This is a genomic window from Kocuria gwangalliensis, assembly GCF_039544365.1.
Taxonomy (GTDB): domain Bacteria; phylum Actinomycetota; class Actinomycetes; order Actinomycetales; family Micrococcaceae; genus Kocuria; species Kocuria gwangalliensis.
The window spans coordinates 142,153-159,968 of the sequence record NZ_BAABLN010000001.1 but is presented as its reverse complement, the minus strand read 5'-3'; the positions used below and the strand labels follow the sequence as shown (position 1 = coordinate 159,968).

Below are 17,816 nucleotides of genomic sequence, written 5' to 3'. Positions count from 1 at the left end.
GTGTCTCACGATCCGGGGCGGTCACCACTTTCATGCACGTCATCAATGTGTGCGGTGACATTGCGGGTGCGCTTGAGCGAAACGCGGTCGATGATCAAAGACACCACCGAGCCCACTCCCGCGCCGATCACCAGGCCGATGACCAGGAAGAAACCCGCGATGGCGCCGCGCGTGTAGTACTGGGACTCGGGGCCCAGGAGCCCGAACAGAAACCCCCCGACCGCGCCCAGAATGGCGCCGGTGATGAGGAACGCGAGCAGATTGGGCGCGCGGCGGATGGTCATTCTCGTTGCGCGCGAGGGCTCGTCGGGTGCGGGTTCGGGGGTGTTGTTGGACACGGAACTCATGGGTTCCAGGCTATCGCGGGTTCACCTGCCCGCGGTATTTGCGGGCTGGTGAGCGCCGAGGATTCGCTGGCAATCACCTCAGTCGAACAGCGGCAGCCAGTCGGAGAGATCGGTCCGGGTTCCCGACGCCGCCACGGTCCCGTCCGCCACGGCGCTCGCCCATTCGAGTTGTCCGGTGGCCAGGCGAAGCCACGTGAGGGCATCTGTTTCCACCACGTTCGGGGGCGTGCCGCGGGTGTGGCGGGGCCCGGCCACGCACTGGGTCACGCCGAAGGGAGGTACCCGCACTTCCACGGAGTTTCCTTCGGCGCGGGTGGCCAGTTCTTCCAAGCAGTAGCGCACCGCCAAGGCCGTGGTCTTGCGCGGTGATGCATCGGGGTCCTGGCGCCACCGGGCCAGGGCCAGGGTGCCGTCTGCGGGGTTGATCTTGCGACGCACGCTCACGGCGCGGTGCCTCCAGAAATAGTCGCGGCTCGGTCGGTGCGGATCTGTCGAGCAGTGCCGGTCAGTTGAACAGGTCCAGAACGGGACGCGCGAGCTTGATGGCGCCCACGGGTTTCCCGGCTCCGGTAATCGGGTGCAGCACCTTGTCCAGGACGCGAGCGGCGTCGTCGGCGGAAATGGCACCCACCTGGGCGAGAAGTGTGAGGCCCACCAGCGCATTGGCGCGGGAGGAACCGTCGAGCATCTTGATGGCCACGGACCAGCCGCCCCGGGTTCCCAGGCCCAGCACGCCCTCCGCGCCGAGCTTGGTGATCACATCCAGCTCCTCCATGATCACGGTGTTCGAGCGGCCGGGACCCTGGACGTATTCGGGGTAGTCGAGCATGGAGGTAGCGACCGTGGCGGCGCGGGCGTCCGCCTGGATGTTGCGTGCAGCGCGACCCAGCGTGGAGTACATGCGGGCCAACCCGGTGAGGGTGAGCGCCGTCAGCGGTGCGCCGCAGCCGTCGATGCCCACGTGCTGGGCCTGTTCGCCGGAAAAATCCTCGATGGTCTCGACCACGAGCTTCTGCAGCGGATGCTGTGGATCCAGGTAACTGTCCAGGGGCCACTCGTTGACCACGCAGGCCCACAGGAACGCCGCGTGCTTGCCGGAGCAGTTCATGCACATGCGGTTCTTGCCGCGCTCGGTGCGGATCAACCAAGCGCGGGTGTCCTCGTCCTGGGGCCAGTCCTGCGGGCACTGCAACGCGTCGGGGGTCAGGCCCGCTGCTTTGAGGATGGAGCTGACCGCATCCAGGTGATCGAAGGTACCCGTGTGGGAGGCCGCAGCAATGGCCACCTGACCTCCACGCAGCGGGGCACCGGCCTTCATGGACGCAATGGCCTGGAACGGTTTGAGCGTGGAACGGGGGAAGATCAGTTCGTCCGGGGCACCCAAGGACAGGGCCACGGAACCGTCGGGAGCCAGCACCACGGCCGAGCCGCGGTGCCGGGACTCCACGAACCCGCTGCGCTCCACTTCTGCGAGATCAACGGCCTGTTCAGAACTGAAAGTGTGCATGCAACCCAGTATGTCAGCGCGATCACGGGAAACGTTGGAGTAGGTGTACCCGGTGCCGATACGCTGAGCACGTGAAGGTTTTGGTGGTGGGCCCAGGCGGCCGAGAACACGCGATAATCAAGTCCCTGCTGACGGATCCCAAGGTCGGTGAAGTCCACTCCGCGCCCGGTAACGCCGGGATCGCCCGGGACGTTCCCGTGCACGCCGTGAACGCTCAGGACCCCCGAGCGGTCACCGAGCTGGCTCGCGAACTGCGCGCGGATCTCGTGGTGGTGGGCCCCGAGGCTCCACTGGTCGCGGGCGTGGGCGATGCCCTGCGCGAGGCCGGGTTCCCGGTGTTCGGGCCCTCCAAGGACGCCGCGCACATCGAGGGCTCCAAGGCGTTCGCCAAGGAGATCATGGCCGCGGCAAACGTCCCCACGGCACGCGCCGTGGCCACCTCGGACATGGCAGAGGTCCGCGAAGCGCTTGCGGAATTCGGCGCACCGCACGTGGTCAAGGACGACGGCCTGGCTGCGGGCAAGGGCGTGGTGGTCACCCACGAAACCGACCGCGCGGAAGCCCACGCTCGCGAGTGCATCGAGGCCGGCGGAGCCGTGGTGATCGAGGAATTCCTGGACGGCCCCGAGGTCTCCTTGTTCGTCCTCACGGACGGCGAGCGCGTGGTTCCGTTGCTCCCCGCGCAGGACTTCAAGCGCGTACGCGACAACGACCAGGGCCCCAACACGGGCGGCATGGGGGCCTACACGCCCCTGGATTGGTTGCCCGAGGGCTTCACGGACGAGGTCGTCGAGCGTGTGGCCCGTCCCGTGGTGGCCGAGTTACGACGCCGCGGCACACCCTTCGTGGGTGTTCTCTACTGCGGCCTCGCGGTCACCCAGCGCGGCATCCAGGTCATTGAATTCAACGCGCGCTTCGGAGACCCCGAGACCCAGTCCGTGCTGGCCATGCTCGAGTCCCCGCTGGGCGAGCTCATGCTCGACGCCGCCGCGGGCCGCCTCTCCGAGGACCGAGCCCTGCAGTGGAAGCCGGGCGCCTCAGTGACCGTGGTGCTCGCGGCGCAGAACTACCCTGGAGCTCCGCGCAAGGGTGACCCCATCGGTGGTCTGGACCGGGTCGACTCCGTGGCCGAGACTCAGGTGATCCACGCGGGCACCGCCGCCGGCACTGCGGGGGATATCGTGTCCGCGGGTGGCCGCGTACTGGCCGTGGTGTCCCACGGCGCGGACCTCGCAGAAGCACGTGAGCGTGTTTATCGTGGGATGGAATTGATCTCCCTCCCCGGTGGGCACTATCGCGGTGACATTGCGCTCGCGGCCGCCGAGGGGCGCGTCACCCTCCCGACCACAGCTGAGGAACAAGCATGAGTGAGCATTCCGCACCGCCCGAGATTCCCGGCTGGAAGCATGCCTATACGGGTAAGGTCCGTGAACTTTACGTACCGGACGAATCCCGCCTGCGCGCCACCGGGGTTGCCATCAACGACAACGCCGAGTACCGCGCCGGGTCCGTCTTGGTCCTCGCGAGTGACCGGATCTCCGCGTTCGATCAGGTGCTGCCCACCGAGATTCCGGACAAGGGCATCATTTTGAATCAATTGTCCCTGTGGTGGTTCGAGCAGCTCTCGGGCATCCCCAATCACATTCTCACGACCGACGTTCACGAATCGGTGCGCGGCCGTGCGGTGATCTGTAAAAACCTGTCCATGTTCCCGGTTGAGAACATTGTGCGCGGTTATCTGACCGGTTCGGGCCTCAAGGACTACAAGGCATCGGGATCGGTCTGCGGCGTGGAGCTGCCCGAGGGACTGGGAGACGGAGATCGACTTGAGGGCCCCATTTTCACCCCGACCGGCAAGGCCGAACTGGGCGAACACGACGAGCCCATCACCTTCCAGGAAATGGCCGATGTGGTGGGTAACGCGGTGGCGGACCGCTTACGCGAGCTGTCGCTCAACATTTATGCGGAGGCCGAGGAAATCGCACGCGAGCGCGGCATCATCGTGGCCGACACCAAAATGGAGTTCGGGCTGGACTCCTACCGGGGCGCCATCACCCTGGGTGACGAGGTACTGACCCCGGACTCCTCCCGGTTCTGGGATGCGGAGACCTACAGGCCGGGTCAGGCCCAGCCCTCGTTCGACAAGCAATACGTCCGTGACTGGTTGCGATCCGCAGAGTCCGGGTGGGACGGTAACGGCCCCGTTCCGGAACTTCCCGCAGACGTGGGCGAGAAGACGCGCGCGCGGTACGTGGAAGCCTACGAGCGGCTCACCGGGCGAGTCTTCGAGCCCAAGGGCCCGTTCTTCGAGGTTGCGGGTCCCGCGGAGTACTGAGACCGGGATTTTCCGCCCGGCGTGCTCATTCCTGGGGGCCCGGGAAGAGCTCCGGTGGATCGTCCCAGCGGGCGATTCGCATCGCCACCTGCACGAGGTGAGCATCCGTGTTCTTGAGCGGGGTCCCCTCCGCCAGGTAGTGCTCGCGGGCCGCGATCTGGAGGTGATCCGGCAGGGAACCGTCCGCGCGCACGATCCGCCACCAGGCGACGTCGTCACCGGCGAGACCGCGCGAGAGGATGCGAGCGGCCAGCCGCGGTGAACTGAGCCCGGCGAGTTCGGCGAGATCACCGTAGGACAACACCGTCCCGGGGGGCATCGCGAGCACTACACGGCGGACGGCTCGTGCGGCGTCATCGCCGGTGAGGGGCGCCGCTGGCTCATGCATTAGCGAACGGGATCCGCACGTCCAAGACCCAGCGGCCGTGGTCCGGCCCGTAGGTGGCATCCCCGTTGAGCAGTGCCACGCGCTCCTGGATCCCATGCAACCCGTAACCGGACGTGAGGGGATACTCGTCAGAGCTGACCCCGGATGAGTGCTGGAGCTGGTTCTCCGTACGGATGAGTACCACATTGGCATCCAGGGCAAGGAACAACAGGCAGTCCGAGCCGGACGGCGCGTATTTAATGATGTTGGTGGTTGCTTCCTGCAGAATGCGCGCCGCCGTGCCGCGCACGGTAGTGGGCAGCTTGTCGAAACCGTTGTGGACGTTCACGGTGACCGAAAAGCCAGCTGCGCTGAGACTCGCGGTGAGGGACGCCATCAGGTTCTTCAAGGAGCCGGTGGTCAGACCGGATGAGTTGTCATTCCTGCTCACGGCCCCCGGAGACTCGCGCAGAATGTGCAGCAGGGTACGCAGTTCTTGGAGGCCGGACCGGGCCGCATTCTCCATGGTGGAGATGGTTTCGTGCAATACCGCGGGATCCTTCTGCCGGTGGGAGCCTGCGGCCTGCATGGTCACAAGGGTGAGTTCGTGAGCCACCACGTCGTGCAGATCACGGGCAAGTTCCAAGCGTTCCTGTTCACGGAGCTGCTGGTGTGCGGCCTCGACACTTCTCAAGCGAGCCTTGTTCTCCCGGTGCTGAATGACGAAAAACCGCAGCGCCACGCCGATCATCACCCCGACCACCAACGGTGTTCCCATGAGCCACAGGGCATCCGTGGTGCTCTCCACCACCACAATGGCAACCGTCCAGGCAGCGAGAATCACGCTGTACGCCAATGTCAGTGCCCGCGGCAGCATGCTCACCACAGCAACCGCAATGATCACCGCACAAATGAGGGTGAAAGCGTAGTTGTGAGTTAACAGTGCAAGGAACAGGGGAAGCAGAAACAGGGTGCTGGCAATACCCGGTCGCCAAGCCACCATGGCCAGTGACCCATAACTGAGGATCATCTGGGTGACCACCAGCGCCACCGCGGTGGGAGTGTGGTCATTGGGATTCAGGGCTCTGAGGTCATCGAAGAGTGCAATGGCAGCAAAGAGAACCACCGCAACGCGCAGCCAGACCGGTAGTGGACTGGTGCGGTGAAATCCCTCCCGTGCAGAGGTGTAACCGGCAGGGACGGTGATTACCACCCGCCGCAGAGCTGGGGGAAGTAGCGGCACAGCACGCTGCTGGGGCCCTTTTCGGCAGGACCCTGCTGAGCGGTCAACGCGGGGCCCCCCACGGTGAATAAGAGGGAGCAGGCAATCAAAGCGGCTGCGAGGGCCCTTTTGAAACTCGAAGAAGAGTTTGCCTGGTCAGCATGGCGACGAGAAATGGTATGAGGTGAGTTCATGGGATCAGTTTATGATCAGAATATGAGTTCGTGCACCCTCATGTTGGTAGATGACCACCCGCTTATGCGCGATGCGCTGCGGAATTTATTTGATGCCGAGCCAGGATTTCAGGTTTTGGGCGAAGCATCCGAGGGAGCTGAAGCCGTTCAGAAGTGTTTGGAGCTGGACCCCGATGTAGTACTCATGGACATCCGGATGCCCGGAATGGATGGGATCGAAGCCACTGCGCACATCGTTCACCAAGCGCCCCGTAGCAAAGTCCTCGCACTCACGACTTTTTCTACTCTTGAGTATGTGGTGCCCGCGCTTCGGGCGGGCGCTTCGGGATATTTGGTTAAGGATGCTCGCCATGAAGAAATAGTTTCTGCGGTACTGCAGGTACGAGAAGACGAAATGACATTGTCGCAGTCCGTAGCGAATTCGTTGGCAAACAATGTGCTGGGTGATGTGCCGGTCCCCTCGGTACGCAGAAGTTGGAATGAACCACGCAATACCCCTCCGGCGGATTCGTCTGCGGCAAGTCGCCAGTCCTACGTCCCGGAGCTGACCGGCCGCGAACTGGACACCCTGCGGTGGATCGCCAAGGGGCTCAACAACAATGAGATCGCGGAGAAAATGAAAGTCTCCCACGGGAGCGTCAAGGCGTACGTGTCGCAACTGTGCGACAAACTCGGCGCTCGGGACCGTGTCCAGGTGTTGATTGCGGGTATCCAAAGCGGCCTGGTGAAGCCGGAACTGACCGAGGATCTCACCCAATGAATTGATTCACAGGCTTCTCACAGGTCCGGCGCTTCAACTCTGGCCATTTGGCCATGTTCACCCGGTGGTGCAGTGCGGCACAGTAGTACATGAACACGACGAAAGAAGTGTTCACCGACTCAAGATTTTGGGTGAGGCAGCAAATGTACGGCGCCGCCAAGAGAACCTTGAGTCACGCTGAACTCGCGGCGGGGGTCTTGTTTGGCCCTCCCCGGTTAGAGCTCCGGAAGACTTGGATCACCTTGCGTGATGCTCCGGGACCCCCGTCGCGTCAGCACCCCAGAAGTAAAGTGCGGCCCCTCTCGACCAGGAGGGGTCGCATTTCTTGTGTCACGGGTTCGGGCAGGCTACCGCGACTGATTCTGGGCTCGCGGCACCAAGCTGTAGAACCAGTTGATGTGATCACGCAACAAACGGGTCGCCTGTTTGCCGTTGCGGGCGGTGACGGCCGCGAGGATGCCCCAATGCTGGGTCTGTAACGAGGAACGGATGCTCTCCCAGTCCTTGAGGGTGGCCACGGTTTCCTGGACGTAGCCAATGGTGGCCTCGCGCAGCGACACCATGACGGTCTCCAGCACCACGTTCCCCGCCAGGGAGGTCAGGAGCAGGTGGAAGTGGGCATCCAGGGCGTGGAACTCGTCGTTGGACATGGTGGGGTCGTCCATGCGGTCCAGCACGTCGTGGGCCTGGGCCAGGATGGCGTCGCGGTCCGTGTGATCATCGTTCTCACCCGACGCCGCATCCCACGCCGCTTGGGTCTCCAACATGAGACGCGTGGTGACAACGTCCTTGACCGGTAGTGCCTTGGTGGCAATGTGCATGCGAAGGGCCCAGCCCAGAGCGGCGGAGGGTTCGGAAATCACCGTGGCGCCGGCTTGGGGTCCGGAGCCGGTGCCCGAACGCACCAGCCCCATGGCATCAAGGATGCGGATGGCCTCACGTACCGATGCCCGAGAAATGGTGAAGTGCTCCGCCAACGCGCGTTCCGCGGGCAGTTTGTCACCCACGCGGATCTTCCCATGGCGCAACTGCTCCTCGAGCCAGTTCAGCACCACCGTGTACGCGGGGGTGGAGACCATGTAGTCCTCCTGTGGGTTGTTGAAAGAAAACCGCCCGTCACCCGTGATGCACGAGTGGCGGGCGGTTTATGCATCGTCAAGTCTATGCGGCGGGAAGCATCCAGGCGAGCACGTTGGACTGCAGGAACACCAAGCAGCACAGCGCGAGCAGCAAGCCGATGGACCACGGGATCACCGAACGGAAGATCTTGGACTCCTGACCTTGCATGCTCACCGCGGTTGCGGCAATGGCCAGGGACTGCGGCGAGATCATCTTGCCCACCACGCCTCCGGACGTGTTGGCCGCGGTCATCAGGTAGGGGTCCAGTCCGGATTCCAGGGCCGCGGTCTTCTGCAGGTTGGCGAACAACGCGTTGGCTGAGGTGTCCGAACCGGTCACGGCGGTGCCCACCCAACCCAGTACCGGGGAGAAGAATGCGAACGCCGCACCCAGACCCGCCACGAACGTACCGATGGAAATGGTCTGGCCGGAGAAGTTCATGACGTAGGCAAGGGAGAGCACCGAGGCAATGGTCAGAGCGGAGAACCGCATTTTCCATGCGCTGCGGCCGATCTCGGCAAGCGCGTTGCCCACCGTGAGCTTGAAGCGACCGTGGTGATTGAACACCGAGTAGATGATGGCGACCAGCAAACCGGAGATCAGCAAGAGCGTGCCCGGGCTGGACAGCCACTGGAAGTTGTACACGGAACCGGAAATGGGTTCACCGGCGGAGTTCAACAGGTGACCGTGGAGACCCGGCCAGGGGATCTTGATATCGGTGGCCGCGAGGGACTTGGGGACATTGACGCCCCAGGTCCACAACTTGGCGACACCGAAGACCACGACCACCAGGATGTAGGGCAGCACTGCCATCCAGGCGCGCACCGGGGTCAGAGCGTCCACGCTCTGGGGGCGATCGATGCCCAGATCCGCCCGAACCTCCTCGGCGCCCTTGGGTTTCCAGAAGCGCATGAGAATCACCGCCGCGGCAAGGCCCGCGAGGGATGCTACCACGTCCGTGAGTTCGTAGGAGAAGTGCGTGGCGCACCACCACTGGGCAATGGCAAAGGCGCCGCCCACGGCCAGTGCAGCGGGCCAGGCCTGCTTGAGGCCGCGAACGCCGTCGACAATCATCAGCAGGAAGAACGGAACCACGAACGCGAAGAACGGGGCTTGGTGGCCGACCACGGCGCCAATGTGTGCCGGGTCCAGGCCCGTGAGCACGCCGGCGGTGGTGATGGGGATGGCGATCGCGCCGAAGGCAACGGGTGCGGTGTTGGCGATCAGCACCACGGTGGCCGTCTTGAGCGGCTTGAGGCCCAACGCCAAAATCATGGTCGCGGTAATGGCCACGGGCGCGCCGAAACCGGCGAGCGCCTCCAGCAGACCGCCAAAGCAGAACGCGATCAGCATGGCCTGGATACGCAGGTCACCGCCGCCAATGGTGTCGAAGATGGTGCGCAGGTCCTCGAAGCGCCCGGACAGCACCGTGACCTGGTAGAACCACAGTGCCATGACCACGATCCACACGATGGGGAACAGGCCGTACACGGCACCCTGCGTGGCGCTCAGTGCGGCGAGCTGGGCCGGCATGTTGAAGCCGAAGATCGCCACGAGCAGCGCGGCGCCCAGCGCGGTCAGGCCGGCCACGTGCGCGCTGGTCTTGAAGGCCAGCAGCATTACGAAGAAGGTGAGCAGAGGGATGCAGCCCACCAGGGCTGAAAGTCCGACACTGCCACCCACGGCGTCGGTCATGGCGGTAAATGTGGTCACGCTGTCTCCTGCGGGCTCCGGTGGGTCCGTCGTATGGTCGGACCACTATGGTCAGACCACGAAGCATACATGATGCTCGTCACACTGCACAGTCACTTGGGGGGCGTCTCCGGTGGGCTGCCACGATAAGCCTGCTTGTGTGATCGCGTTCACTCACCTAGCATGGTCAGACCACAGGAGCCGGAGTTGATCGGAGATCAATGTTGTGAGAATCGCACTGTTCGCCACGTGCATCGTGGACGCTATGTATCCCAAGGTTGCGCTGGCCACCGTGCGCGTTCTGGAGCGGCTCGGCCACGAGGTGGTGTTCCCGCAGGGGCAGGGTTGTTGTTCGCAAATGCACGTCAACAGCGGCTACTTCGAGGACGCCATGCCCGTGATCCGCAATCACGTCAAGGCTTTCACCGAGGTCGAGTACGACGTCGCCGTGGCGCCTTCCGGCTCGTGCGTCGCCTCGCTGGGCCACCAGCAGCCGATGGTCGCGCGAAAGTGCGGGGACGACCTGCTGGCCGAACAGGCCGCTGACGTTGCCGCCACCACGTATGAGCTCTCCGAACTACTGATCGATGTTTTGGGCGTGACCGATGCCGCCGAGCAACTCGGGTCCTGGTTCCCGGAAACCGTGACCTATCACCCCTCGTGCCACGGCATGCGCCTGCTGAACCTGGGGGACCGGCAGAAGGACCTGGTGAAGTCCGTGGGCGGCATCGACTACCGCGAGCTACCGGACGCCGAGGAATGCTGTGGTTTCGGCGGCACCTTCTCCTTCAAGAACCCGGATGTCTCCGGCGCCATGGCCGAGGCCAAGCTGCGCAACATCGAGGCGTCGGGTGCTTCCCTGTGCACCGGCGGCGACTCGTCCTGTCTGATGCACCTGGGTGGCGCGGCGTCCAAGTGGAAGGCGCCCGTGCGCACCGTGCACTTCGTGGAGATCCTGGCCTCCACCAAGGAAAACCCACTCGTGGTGGAGGGGCCCGTGGAACTGTCCATCCCCGCGCAGGGTGCGCGGGCGGCGTCGAACGCTGGAGGTAACCGATGAGCATCACCGATCTGGGCATGCCCGCGGTGCGACCCGTGCACGGGCAGGGCAACCTGCACGCGCAGGTCGCATTCCCCAAGGCCGCCAAGGAAGAACTCAAGAACGATCAAATGCGCGCCAATATCCGGCACGCAACGCACACCATTCGTGGCAAGCGGACCAACGTGGTGGGCGAGGTTCCGGACTGGCAGCAACTACGTGATTCCGGATCGGCCATCAAGGAACGCGTGATGGCCAATCTGCCCGAGCTGCTCGAGGCATTCGAACAGAACGTGATTGCCCGCGGCGGCGTGGTGCACTGGGCGCGTGACGCGGACGAGGCCAACCGGATCGTGACCGAGCTCGTGCAGGAAACCGGCACCACGGACGTCATCAAGGTCAAGTCCATGGCCACGCAGGAAATCGGTTTGGACGTTCATCTTGAAGAACACGGCATCACCGCGACCGAAACGGACCTGGCGGAGCTCATCGTGCAGCTGGGCCGCGATAAGCCCTCGCACATCCTGGTCCCGGCGATCCACAAGAACCGCGAGGAGATCCGCGAGATCTTCCGCCGCGAAATGCCCGAAACCACGGACGAGCTCACGAGCGAACCGCGCGTTCTCGCGGAGGCCGCCCGGCAGCACCTGCGGGAAAAGTTCCTGACCACGCGCGTGGCCATCAGCGGTGCGAACTTCGGCATCGCCGAGACCGGCACGCTGTCCGTGGTGGAGTCCGAGGGCAACGGGCGCATGTGCCTGACCCTGCCGGACACCCTGATCACGGTGATGGGCATCGAGAAGCTACTGCCCTCCTACGAGGACCTCGAGGTCTTCTTCCAGTTGCTGCCGCGCTCCTCGACCGGCGAGCGGATGAACCCCTACACCTCGCTGTGGACCGGGGTGACACCGGGCGACGGGCCGCAGAATTTCCACGTGGTCCTGCTGGACAACGGTCGCTCCGCGGTGCTGTCCGACCCGGACGGCCGTTCGGCGCTGCACTGCATCCGCTGCTCCGCGTGCCTCAACGTGTGCCCGGTGTACGAGCACGCCGGCGGTCACGCCTACGGCTCTACCTACCCGGGGCCCATTGGCGCGATCCTCTCGCCGCAGCTCACCGGCATCACGTCCGAGGCGAACGCGTCCCTTCCGTACGCCTCCTCCCTGTGCGGTGCGTGCTATCAGGTGTGCCCCGTCAAGATCAACATTCCGGACATCCTGGTGCACCTGCGCGACGAGGACATTCGCACCCAGCACGGCCAACGCACCCAGGACGACGCCGCTGCGGCTCCCGTTTCCCACGACCCCGCCACGGAGTCCGCGGATGACTGGCGGTCGGAGAAGGTGCTGACCGGTGATGCGGATTCCGAGCGGATCGATCCGGGCTCGCGGACACCAGGCGCAGCTACCCGCGGAGCCGCGAGTGACATGGTTGCCTCCGTGCGATCCGCCGGGCGCAAGATCGCCAAGTCCGCGCCGGCGCGGAAGTTCCCCACGCAAATGGACGCCATGATGAAGGGCGCCTCGTTCGTGATGTCCTCGGGTAAGCGCATGTCGCTGGCGGAAAAGGGCCTGCCGCTGGGTCGGGTGGTTGCGGGTCGTGATCATGCGATTGGTTGGCTTCCCGGCGTGGTGGGTGGCTGGACCGACCAGCGTGACATCCCCGAACCGCCCAAGCAGTCCTTCCGCAACTGGTGGAAGAAGCACGAAGGTGAAACCGAGCAGCGGCTGACCCGGGACGGCGTTGTCGCGTCCGCACCGAGCGACGGTTTTGCGGACGGGCCCGCGGTCGAGCCGACCCAGCCCAGCAACGGCAACGATGACCAGGACGGAGCGCAGCAATGAGCGTGGACGCCAAAACCGAAATTCTGGCCCGCATTCGGGGCGCTCTGGCCGATCAGCCGGCTGTGCCGCAGACGCCGCGCGCCTACCGGAAGACGTCGGAGCTGTCCCGCGAGGAGATCGTGGAGATGCTCGAAGATCGGCTGCTCGATTACAAGGCCAATGTGTTTCATGAAACCGCGGAAACCGTGGCCGAGCGGATCGCGACCCAGCTGGGCGCATCGGCGCGCTACGTGATCCCGGAGGGATTCGACACCGCACTCCTGCCGGAGGACAGGGCAGCCCGCCGTGCGATCGTGGATCCCAATGATGCTCGTAAGGCGTCGGCTCTGGGGGTGCGGGAACTGAACCAGGTGGATGCGGTGGTGACGTCCTCCACGGTGTCCTGCGCGCAGACGGGAACGATCTTCCTGTCCGGTCGAGCGGATGAAGGCCGCCGTGCCATCACGCTGGTTCCGGATCACCACATCTGCATTGTGCCGTTGGACTCGATCGTGGAACTGATTCCGGAAGCCATGGCCCGCGTGGAACCCACCGCCCCCACCACCATGATTTCCGGCCCGTCCGCCACCTCGGACATCGAGCTGGAACGAGTGGAGGGTGTGCACGGCCCCCGCACCCTGGACGTGATCCTGCTGGGCTGATCCGCGGGCTTCCCGCGACGGGTCGGGCGGCCGCATGTCTTACCAGGAGGAGTCGCCGCGGGTCAGCGCGTCGTAACCGGAATCCACGAACAACACCTGACCGGTGACCTTGCCGGCTGCGGTGGAGGTCAGGAAGCAGATGGCGGCGGCGATGTCCTCGGCGCGGGCCGGACCGTTCAGGGGGGAGGGCATGCCCTGCTCCATTTGCTGGCGGCCCTCTTCGGTGGCGAAGAGTTGCTCGGTCATGGGCGTGATGACCACACCGGGAGCTACTGCGTTGAGCGAGATGCCCGCTCCGGCAAACCGTTCGGTGGTGGCATTGCGGCGGATCCAACGGGCCACGGCCTGCTTGGAGGAGGAATAGTTGAGGTAACCGGCCATTCCGCCCGCGGCCACGAGCTGCTCGCCGATCGCGGCGGCGGTCGCACGGTCACCGTTGAGCATCGCCTCGAGGAGGTCGTCATGGGCTGGGTGCAATGACGCCGCGCTGGTGGTGATGCATACCCGCGGTGCATCCGACTGGTTGAGCAGGGGGAGCAGGCCCTCGACCGTTCCCACCGCGCCGAAGAAGTTGATGGCCACGTCCATGGGAGCCTGCAACGAGGTTCCGGCATTGGCGATCACGCCGTCCACCACGGAGGTCAGTTGCGTGATCTCTTCCACCATCCCGGCGATGCCCTCTTCGGTGGAGAGGTCCGCGACCACTTCCGTGTTCTTGAGATCAACGCCAATGACCCGGTGGCCTTCTTCGATGAGCTGAGCGGCAGTGGCCTGACCGATGCCGGATCCGGCTCCGGTGACCACGTAGACGCGAGGCGCAGCAACTTCAGTGTTGGGCACGATCTCTCCTCAGTGACACGGCCGGCCCCGGTGACTCGACCGCTAGTTTCATGGTGACACGTGTGACTGTAAAGGCCCCGAGAAGCTCGCTATGTCGTCGATCTGGGTCGAACCACTCCCACCCTGGAGTCTGCTGTGAGGTAACTGCAGCGGCGCAGTCTGGTGTGAGGTCAATGCAGAATTCTTGCCCACATCCCGCAATTACCTCCCCTGAGACTGCCGGCGACCTCAGTAGTGCGGCAGCGACGGGTCGACCTGATAGATCCACGCCAGAACGCCACCGTCCAGATGCTTCACGGTGTCCTCCCGCAGCGCGTAGTCCCCGCGTAACGCACTCAGCGCCTGAGCGGAGCGCACTCCCGCCTTGCAATGCAGAATGACATTGCCCTCCACCGAATCCGGCAACGCGGACACACCGCGGTCCAGAATTTCCTGCAACGGGACCTGCATAGACCCCGGGATGGAAACCAGATCCCGCTCCCAGGCCTCGCGCACGTCAATCAGCGTGAAAGACGTTTCACCAAGTGAACGAGAGGTCAGCAGCCCGGCCAGCTCCGGGGCGGTGACGGTTTCGTGGGGGGCGGGAGCGGCGTCGTCGGCGGTAGGGACCCCGCAGGCCACGACGACCTGGGAGAGGTCGGTGACCGCAGGGCGATCGGGGTCCGGTAGAACGGTCAGTTCGCGCCAGGTCTGGGCGAGGGCGTTGTGGATGAGGACACGACCCACCAGGGGGCGGCCGATACCGGTGATCAGTTTGAGTGCCTCGGTGACCATGACCGACCCAATGGTCGCCGGGAGCATGCCGAGCACACCACCCTCGGCGCAGGAAGGAACCTGACCGGGTGCCGGTGCCTCCGAGAAGAGGTCGCGATACACCGGGCCGTGACCGGACCAGAACACGGACACCTGCCCGTCGAAGCGCAGAATGGATCCCCAGACAACCGGAATCCCGACGAGTTCGGCGGCGTCGGACACCAGGTAACGCGTGCCGAAGTTGTCCGCGCCGTCCATGACCAGGTCGTAACCGGAGAAGATCTCCAGGGCATTGTCGGTGCTCAGGCGCTCGCCGTGCGTCCGTACGGTGACCAGGGGATTCAGACGGGCCACCGCGTCCGCGGCGGAATCAACCTTGGCACGGCCAATGTCTGCCATCCCGTGGATCACCTGACGTTGCAGGTTGGACACGGAGACCACGTCATCATCGACCACGCCGAGGGTTCCCACCCCGGCCGCGGCAAGGTACTGCAGGGCGGGTGCACCCAAGCCCCCGGCGCCGATCACCAGAACGCGTGCGTTCTTCAGCCGCCGCTGGCCATCGACTCCGAGTTGCGGGAGCGTGAGGTGGCGGGAGTAGCGTTCCAGTTCTTCGTGGCTGAGCTCCGGGGCGGGCTCGACGAGAGGTGGGAAGGGGGAAGCTGCGGTCATGAAACGTGCGACTCCGAGTCTGACGGGACGGGTGAGGACAACGGTGAGGACGGCGAGGCGAGGGAGGGGCCCGGCCAGTCACCGCGAGGCACATCAGGTCCCGCGGTATCGAACCCCGCCGCGCCATCCCCCGTGCCGATCCGCCCGGCCATCGGCGATGACGCCACAGCGTGCGTGCGCCGTGCAATCCGGCCCGCACCGCGCGCCAGCCGCCCGGCTTCCACGGCGTATCGCATGGCGCGGGCCATGTCCACGGGATTCTGGGCGCGGGTCACGGCGGAGGCGAGCAGCACGGCGTCGCAGCCCAGTTCCATGGCCAGCGCGGCCTCGGAGGCCGTGCCAATGCCCGCGTCCAGAACCACGGGAACGCCCGCACGAGAGGCGATCAGCTCAATGTTGTGCGGGTTCAAGATGCCCAGTCCGGTTCCGATCGGCGCACCCAACGGCATCACGGCACTCGCCCCGGCCCGTTCGAGGTGCAGCGCCAGAACGGGGTCATCCGAGGTGTACGCGAACACCTTGAAACCGCGCGCCGCGAGCTGTTCGGTGGCGTCCAGCTGTTCCACGCCGTCCGGGAGCAGGGTGTCCTGGTCCGCGATGATCTCGAGTTTCACCCAGTCCGTTTCCAGCGCTTCCCGGCCCAGTTCCGCGGTCAGCAGCGCATCCCGGGCGGTGTAGCATCCGGCGGTATTGGGCAGCACCTTGATGTCGTTGCGGTGCAGGATGTCGTAGAGGCTGTCCGGGGGAGACGACGCCGCAGCCTCACCGTTCCGGCCCGCGCGGCCGGTGTCCGAACCGAGGCCCGCTCCGGGTGCGTAACGCCGCACCGCCACGGTGGTCAGCTCGGTGCCCGATGCCAGGAGTGCACGCTCCAACATGGCCAGATCCGTGAGGCCGCCGGTACCCATGATGAGTCGGGAACTCAGGCTCACGCCGTCGATGATCAACTGATCGCTGGCCATCTCAGCCTCCCTGCACCGCGGTGACGATCTCCACGGTCTGGTGTGCTTCGAGCATGGTGTCGGACCAGCGAGACCGGGGGATCACCGCGTGATCGAGTGCCACGGCAATGCCCAGCGGCTTGCCGTCGGCCGCGCGGCCCGCGGCGGTGATGTCGCGACCGGTCAGGTCGGCCACGGCATCGGCCACGGACAGGCCCTCGGTGAGGGGTACGGGGTTCCCATTGACCAGGATGGTGTCGTGAGGGGCGGTATTCAAGGCGTCACCTGCTACATTTCGGGGTGCGCGGGGGAGTGCCGCGCGGGGTCTGTCGAGGTCAAGAACTCGTGGTCGCGTTCGTGGCTGACGGCCGGGTCCAACTCGCCCGTTGCCAGTTCGGCGGCGAGTCGCGAGGCCACGGGCGTGAGCAGAATGCCGTGTCGGAAGTGCCCGGTGCTGATGACCAGCCCGTCCATGGAGCACAGCCCCATGTAGGGCAGATCGTCGGGGGTCCCGGGGCGGGCACGGGCAATCATTTCCAGGACATCGCAGTCATCCACGGCGGGCAGAATTGTTCGCACGTCCCGCAATAATTGATGTACGCCTCCGGCCAGTACCGAGTCGCGGCCGTCCTCACGGCTCGTTGCGCCCAGCACCAGCGTGCGGTCCGCGCGGGGCACCAGATAGACGGGCCGCCCGCCGACCCGCCCGCGCACCGTTCGGGCGATCACGTTCTCCTCGCCCGGTAACAGCAACGAATCGGGCACCCGGAGCCTGAGAACATCCCCGTACACGGGGCGCAGCCGCAGACTCAAGTTAGGGGGCAGCTGTCCGGCATCACCGGTGTTCAGACCGGTTGCCAGGACAACCGCTTCGCCCTGGACCGTCTCGCCGCCGTCCAGGAACACTCCGCTCACCCGGGGTTCGGATCCGCGCGTCGAGAGAACGCGTTCCACCTTCGCGTGGAACCAGCGCACGGGGCCGGGGTCGGTGGCACCGTTCAGGGTATCGATGACGGGCGCGTCGAGCGCGTGAATCAGTGAGGCCGCAAGTAACCGGGGATCCACTTGGTGATCCGTGGGAACCCTGATGGCACCGGCGAAATGCGGTGCGAGGGCGGGTTCAAGTTGTCGGGCCTCGCGAGCGGTAATGGTGTCCACCCGCATGCCCGCGGCCCGCTGATGATCCGCAAGATCCTGGAGGCTCTGTGCGTCCGCGGAATCCACCCCCACGACCAGGGTCTCTTCCGTGCGGTAGCCGGTGGGTAGTCCCGATGCCGCAGACACGCGCTCGATGAACGCCGGATACTCCACGGCGGAGGCGGCCATGAGTGGGTAGAGACCCTCTTGCCCGTACTGTGTTTCGGCAATGGGAGCCAACATACCGGCGGCTGCGTAGGTGGCTCCCGAGGCGGGCTCGGGATCTGCGAGCGTCACGGCAACGCCGCGGCGTCGTAATTCGAAAGCGGTTGCCAGACCGATCAGGCCGGCGCCCGCGACCACTGCGTGCCGTGGGGCACCGTGACGAACAACGGGTGGCATGGGT

At 65.2% G+C, this 17,816-nt stretch carries 18 protein-coding genes; 6 read left to right on the top strand and 12 right to left on the bottom strand.

Annotated elements, in window-relative coordinates:
- Positions 1–5: 5 nt before the first annotated feature.
- The 3 genes from ABEA06_RS00710 to ABEA06_RS00700 form a co-directional block, all read right to left on the bottom strand.
- Positions 6–347, bottom strand: coding sequence for a hypothetical protein (locus tag ABEA06_RS00710; RefSeq protein WP_303382836.1), 342 nt, complete (start codon positions 345–347; stop codon positions 6–8).
- 78 nt (positions 348–425) lie between these two features.
- Positions 426–791 (bottom strand): sterol carrier family protein, encoded by a 366-nt coding sequence (locus ABEA06_RS00705; protein ID WP_345310239.1) that lies wholly within the window; start codon positions 789–791, stop codon positions 426–428.
- Between the two features lie 61 nt (positions 792–852).
- Positions 853–1,854, bottom strand: coding sequence for an asparaginase (locus tag ABEA06_RS00700; RefSeq protein WP_303382834.1), 1,002 nt, complete (start codon positions 1,852–1,854; stop codon positions 853–855).
- Between the two features lie 71 nt (positions 1,855–1,925).
- On the opposite strand from ABEA06_RS00700, the gene purD reads away from it, so the two are divergent.
- Positions 1,926–3,221, top strand: coding sequence for a phosphoribosylamine--glycine ligase (purD, locus tag ABEA06_RS00695; protein WP_303382833.1), 1,296 nt, complete (start codon positions 1,926–1,928; stop codon positions 3,219–3,221).
- Positions 3,218–4,189: a phosphoribosylaminoimidazolesuccinocarboxamide synthase gene (locus ABEA06_RS00690; RefSeq protein ID WP_345310238.1), complete on the top strand. Its 972-nt coding sequence runs from the start codon at positions 3,218–3,220 to the stop codon at positions 4,187–4,189. The genes purD and ABEA06_RS00690 overlap by 4 nt, the downstream gene beginning before the upstream one ends.
- Positions 4,190–4,214: 25 nt before the next feature.
- Here ABEA06_RS00690 and ABEA06_RS00685 read toward each other — a convergent pair whose 3' ends face one another.
- Together ABEA06_RS00685 and ABEA06_RS00680 are read right to left on the bottom strand one after the other, a co-directional pair.
- Positions 4,215–4,577: an MGMT family protein gene (locus ABEA06_RS00685; RefSeq protein WP_345310237.1), complete on the bottom strand. Its 363-nt coding sequence runs from the start codon at positions 4,575–4,577 to the stop codon at positions 4,215–4,217.
- Complete coding sequence (locus ABEA06_RS00680) at positions 4,570–5,682, bottom strand: sensor histidine kinase (RefSeq protein WP_345310236.1); 1,113 nt, start codon at positions 5,680–5,682, stop codon at positions 4,570–4,572. Before ABEA06_RS00680 ends, ABEA06_RS00685 begins: the two co-directional genes overlap by 8 nt.
- Before the next feature lie 312 nt (positions 5,683–5,994).
- Here ABEA06_RS00680 and ABEA06_RS00675 point away from each other — a divergent pair, with 312 nt between their 5' ends.
- Entirely contained in the window at positions 5,995–6,732 is a 738-nt protein-coding gene (locus ABEA06_RS00675) for a response regulator transcription factor (protein WP_345310235.1), read from the top strand.
- A gap of 347 nt (positions 6,733–7,079) precedes the next feature.
- Here the strand turns inward: ABEA06_RS00675 and ABEA06_RS00670 are convergent, their stop codons facing one another.
- Together ABEA06_RS00670 and ABEA06_RS00665 are read right to left on the bottom strand one after the other, a co-directional pair.
- Positions 7,080–7,811 carry a FadR/GntR family transcriptional regulator gene (locus ABEA06_RS00670; RefSeq protein WP_303383567.1) on the bottom strand — a complete coding sequence of 244 codons (732 nt, stop codon included), beginning with the start codon at positions 7,809–7,811 and terminating at the stop codon, positions 7,080–7,082.
- A gap of 82 nt (positions 7,812–7,893) precedes the next feature.
- Positions 7,894–9,564 (bottom strand): L-lactate permease, encoded by a 1,671-nt coding sequence (locus ABEA06_RS00665; RefSeq protein ID WP_303383566.1) that lies wholly within the window; start codon positions 9,562–9,564, stop codon positions 7,894–7,896.
- Between the two features lie 205 nt (positions 9,565–9,769).
- On the opposite strand from ABEA06_RS00665, the gene ABEA06_RS00660 reads away from it, so the two are divergent.
- Genes ABEA06_RS00660 through ABEA06_RS00650 form a run of 3 tightly spaced genes read left to right on the top strand, consistent with a single transcriptional unit; the run spans position 9,770 to position 13,067 of the window.
- Positions 9,770–10,603 (top strand): (Fe-S)-binding protein, encoded by an 834-nt coding sequence (locus ABEA06_RS00660; protein WP_303383726.1) that lies wholly within the window; start codon positions 9,770–9,772, stop codon positions 10,601–10,603.
- Positions 10,600–12,426: a lactate utilization protein B gene (locus ABEA06_RS00655; RefSeq protein ID WP_345310234.1), complete on the top strand. Its 1,827-nt coding sequence runs from the start codon at positions 10,600–10,602 to the stop codon at positions 12,424–12,426. The genes ABEA06_RS00660 and ABEA06_RS00655 overlap by 4 nt, the downstream gene beginning before the upstream one ends.
- On the top strand, positions 12,423–13,067 hold the full coding sequence (locus ABEA06_RS00650; protein ID WP_303383773.1) for a LutC/YkgG family protein: 645 nt from the start codon (positions 12,423–12,425) through the stop codon (positions 13,065–13,067). Before ABEA06_RS00655 ends, ABEA06_RS00650 begins: the two co-directional genes overlap by 4 nt.
- A 39-nt stretch (positions 13,068–13,106) precedes the next feature.
- On the opposite strand, the gene ABEA06_RS00645 is transcribed toward ABEA06_RS00650, so the two are convergent.
- The 5 genes from ABEA06_RS00645 to thiO form a co-directional block, all read right to left on the bottom strand.
- Positions 13,107–13,907, bottom strand: coding sequence for an SDR family oxidoreductase (locus ABEA06_RS00645; protein WP_345310233.1), 801 nt, complete (start codon positions 13,905–13,907; stop codon positions 13,107–13,109).
- A 228-nt stretch (positions 13,908–14,135) separates the two neighbouring features.
- The gene (gene moeB, locus ABEA06_RS00640; protein WP_345310232.1) at positions 14,136–15,332 is read right to left on the bottom strand and encodes a molybdopterin-synthase adenylyltransferase MoeB; all 1,197 of its coding nucleotides are present in this window, start codon (positions 15,330–15,332) and stop codon (positions 14,136–14,138) included.
- A complete protein-coding gene (locus ABEA06_RS00635; protein WP_345310231.1) occupies positions 15,329–16,294 on the bottom strand; it encodes a thiazole synthase in 966 nt (321 codons plus the stop codon). Before ABEA06_RS00635 ends, moeB begins: the two co-directional genes overlap by 4 nt.
- A 1-nt stretch (position 16,295) precedes the next feature.
- Positions 16,296–16,550 carry a sulfur carrier protein ThiS gene (thiS, locus tag ABEA06_RS00630; protein ID WP_345310230.1) on the bottom strand — a complete coding sequence of 85 codons (255 nt, stop codon included), beginning with the start codon at positions 16,548–16,550 and terminating at the stop codon, positions 16,296–16,298.
- 11 nt (positions 16,551–16,561) lie between these two features.
- A complete protein-coding gene (thiO, locus tag ABEA06_RS00625; RefSeq protein ID WP_345310229.1) occupies positions 16,562–17,812 on the bottom strand; it encodes a glycine oxidase ThiO in 1,251 nt (416 codons plus the stop codon).
- Positions 17,813–17,816: the final 4 nt, after the last annotated feature.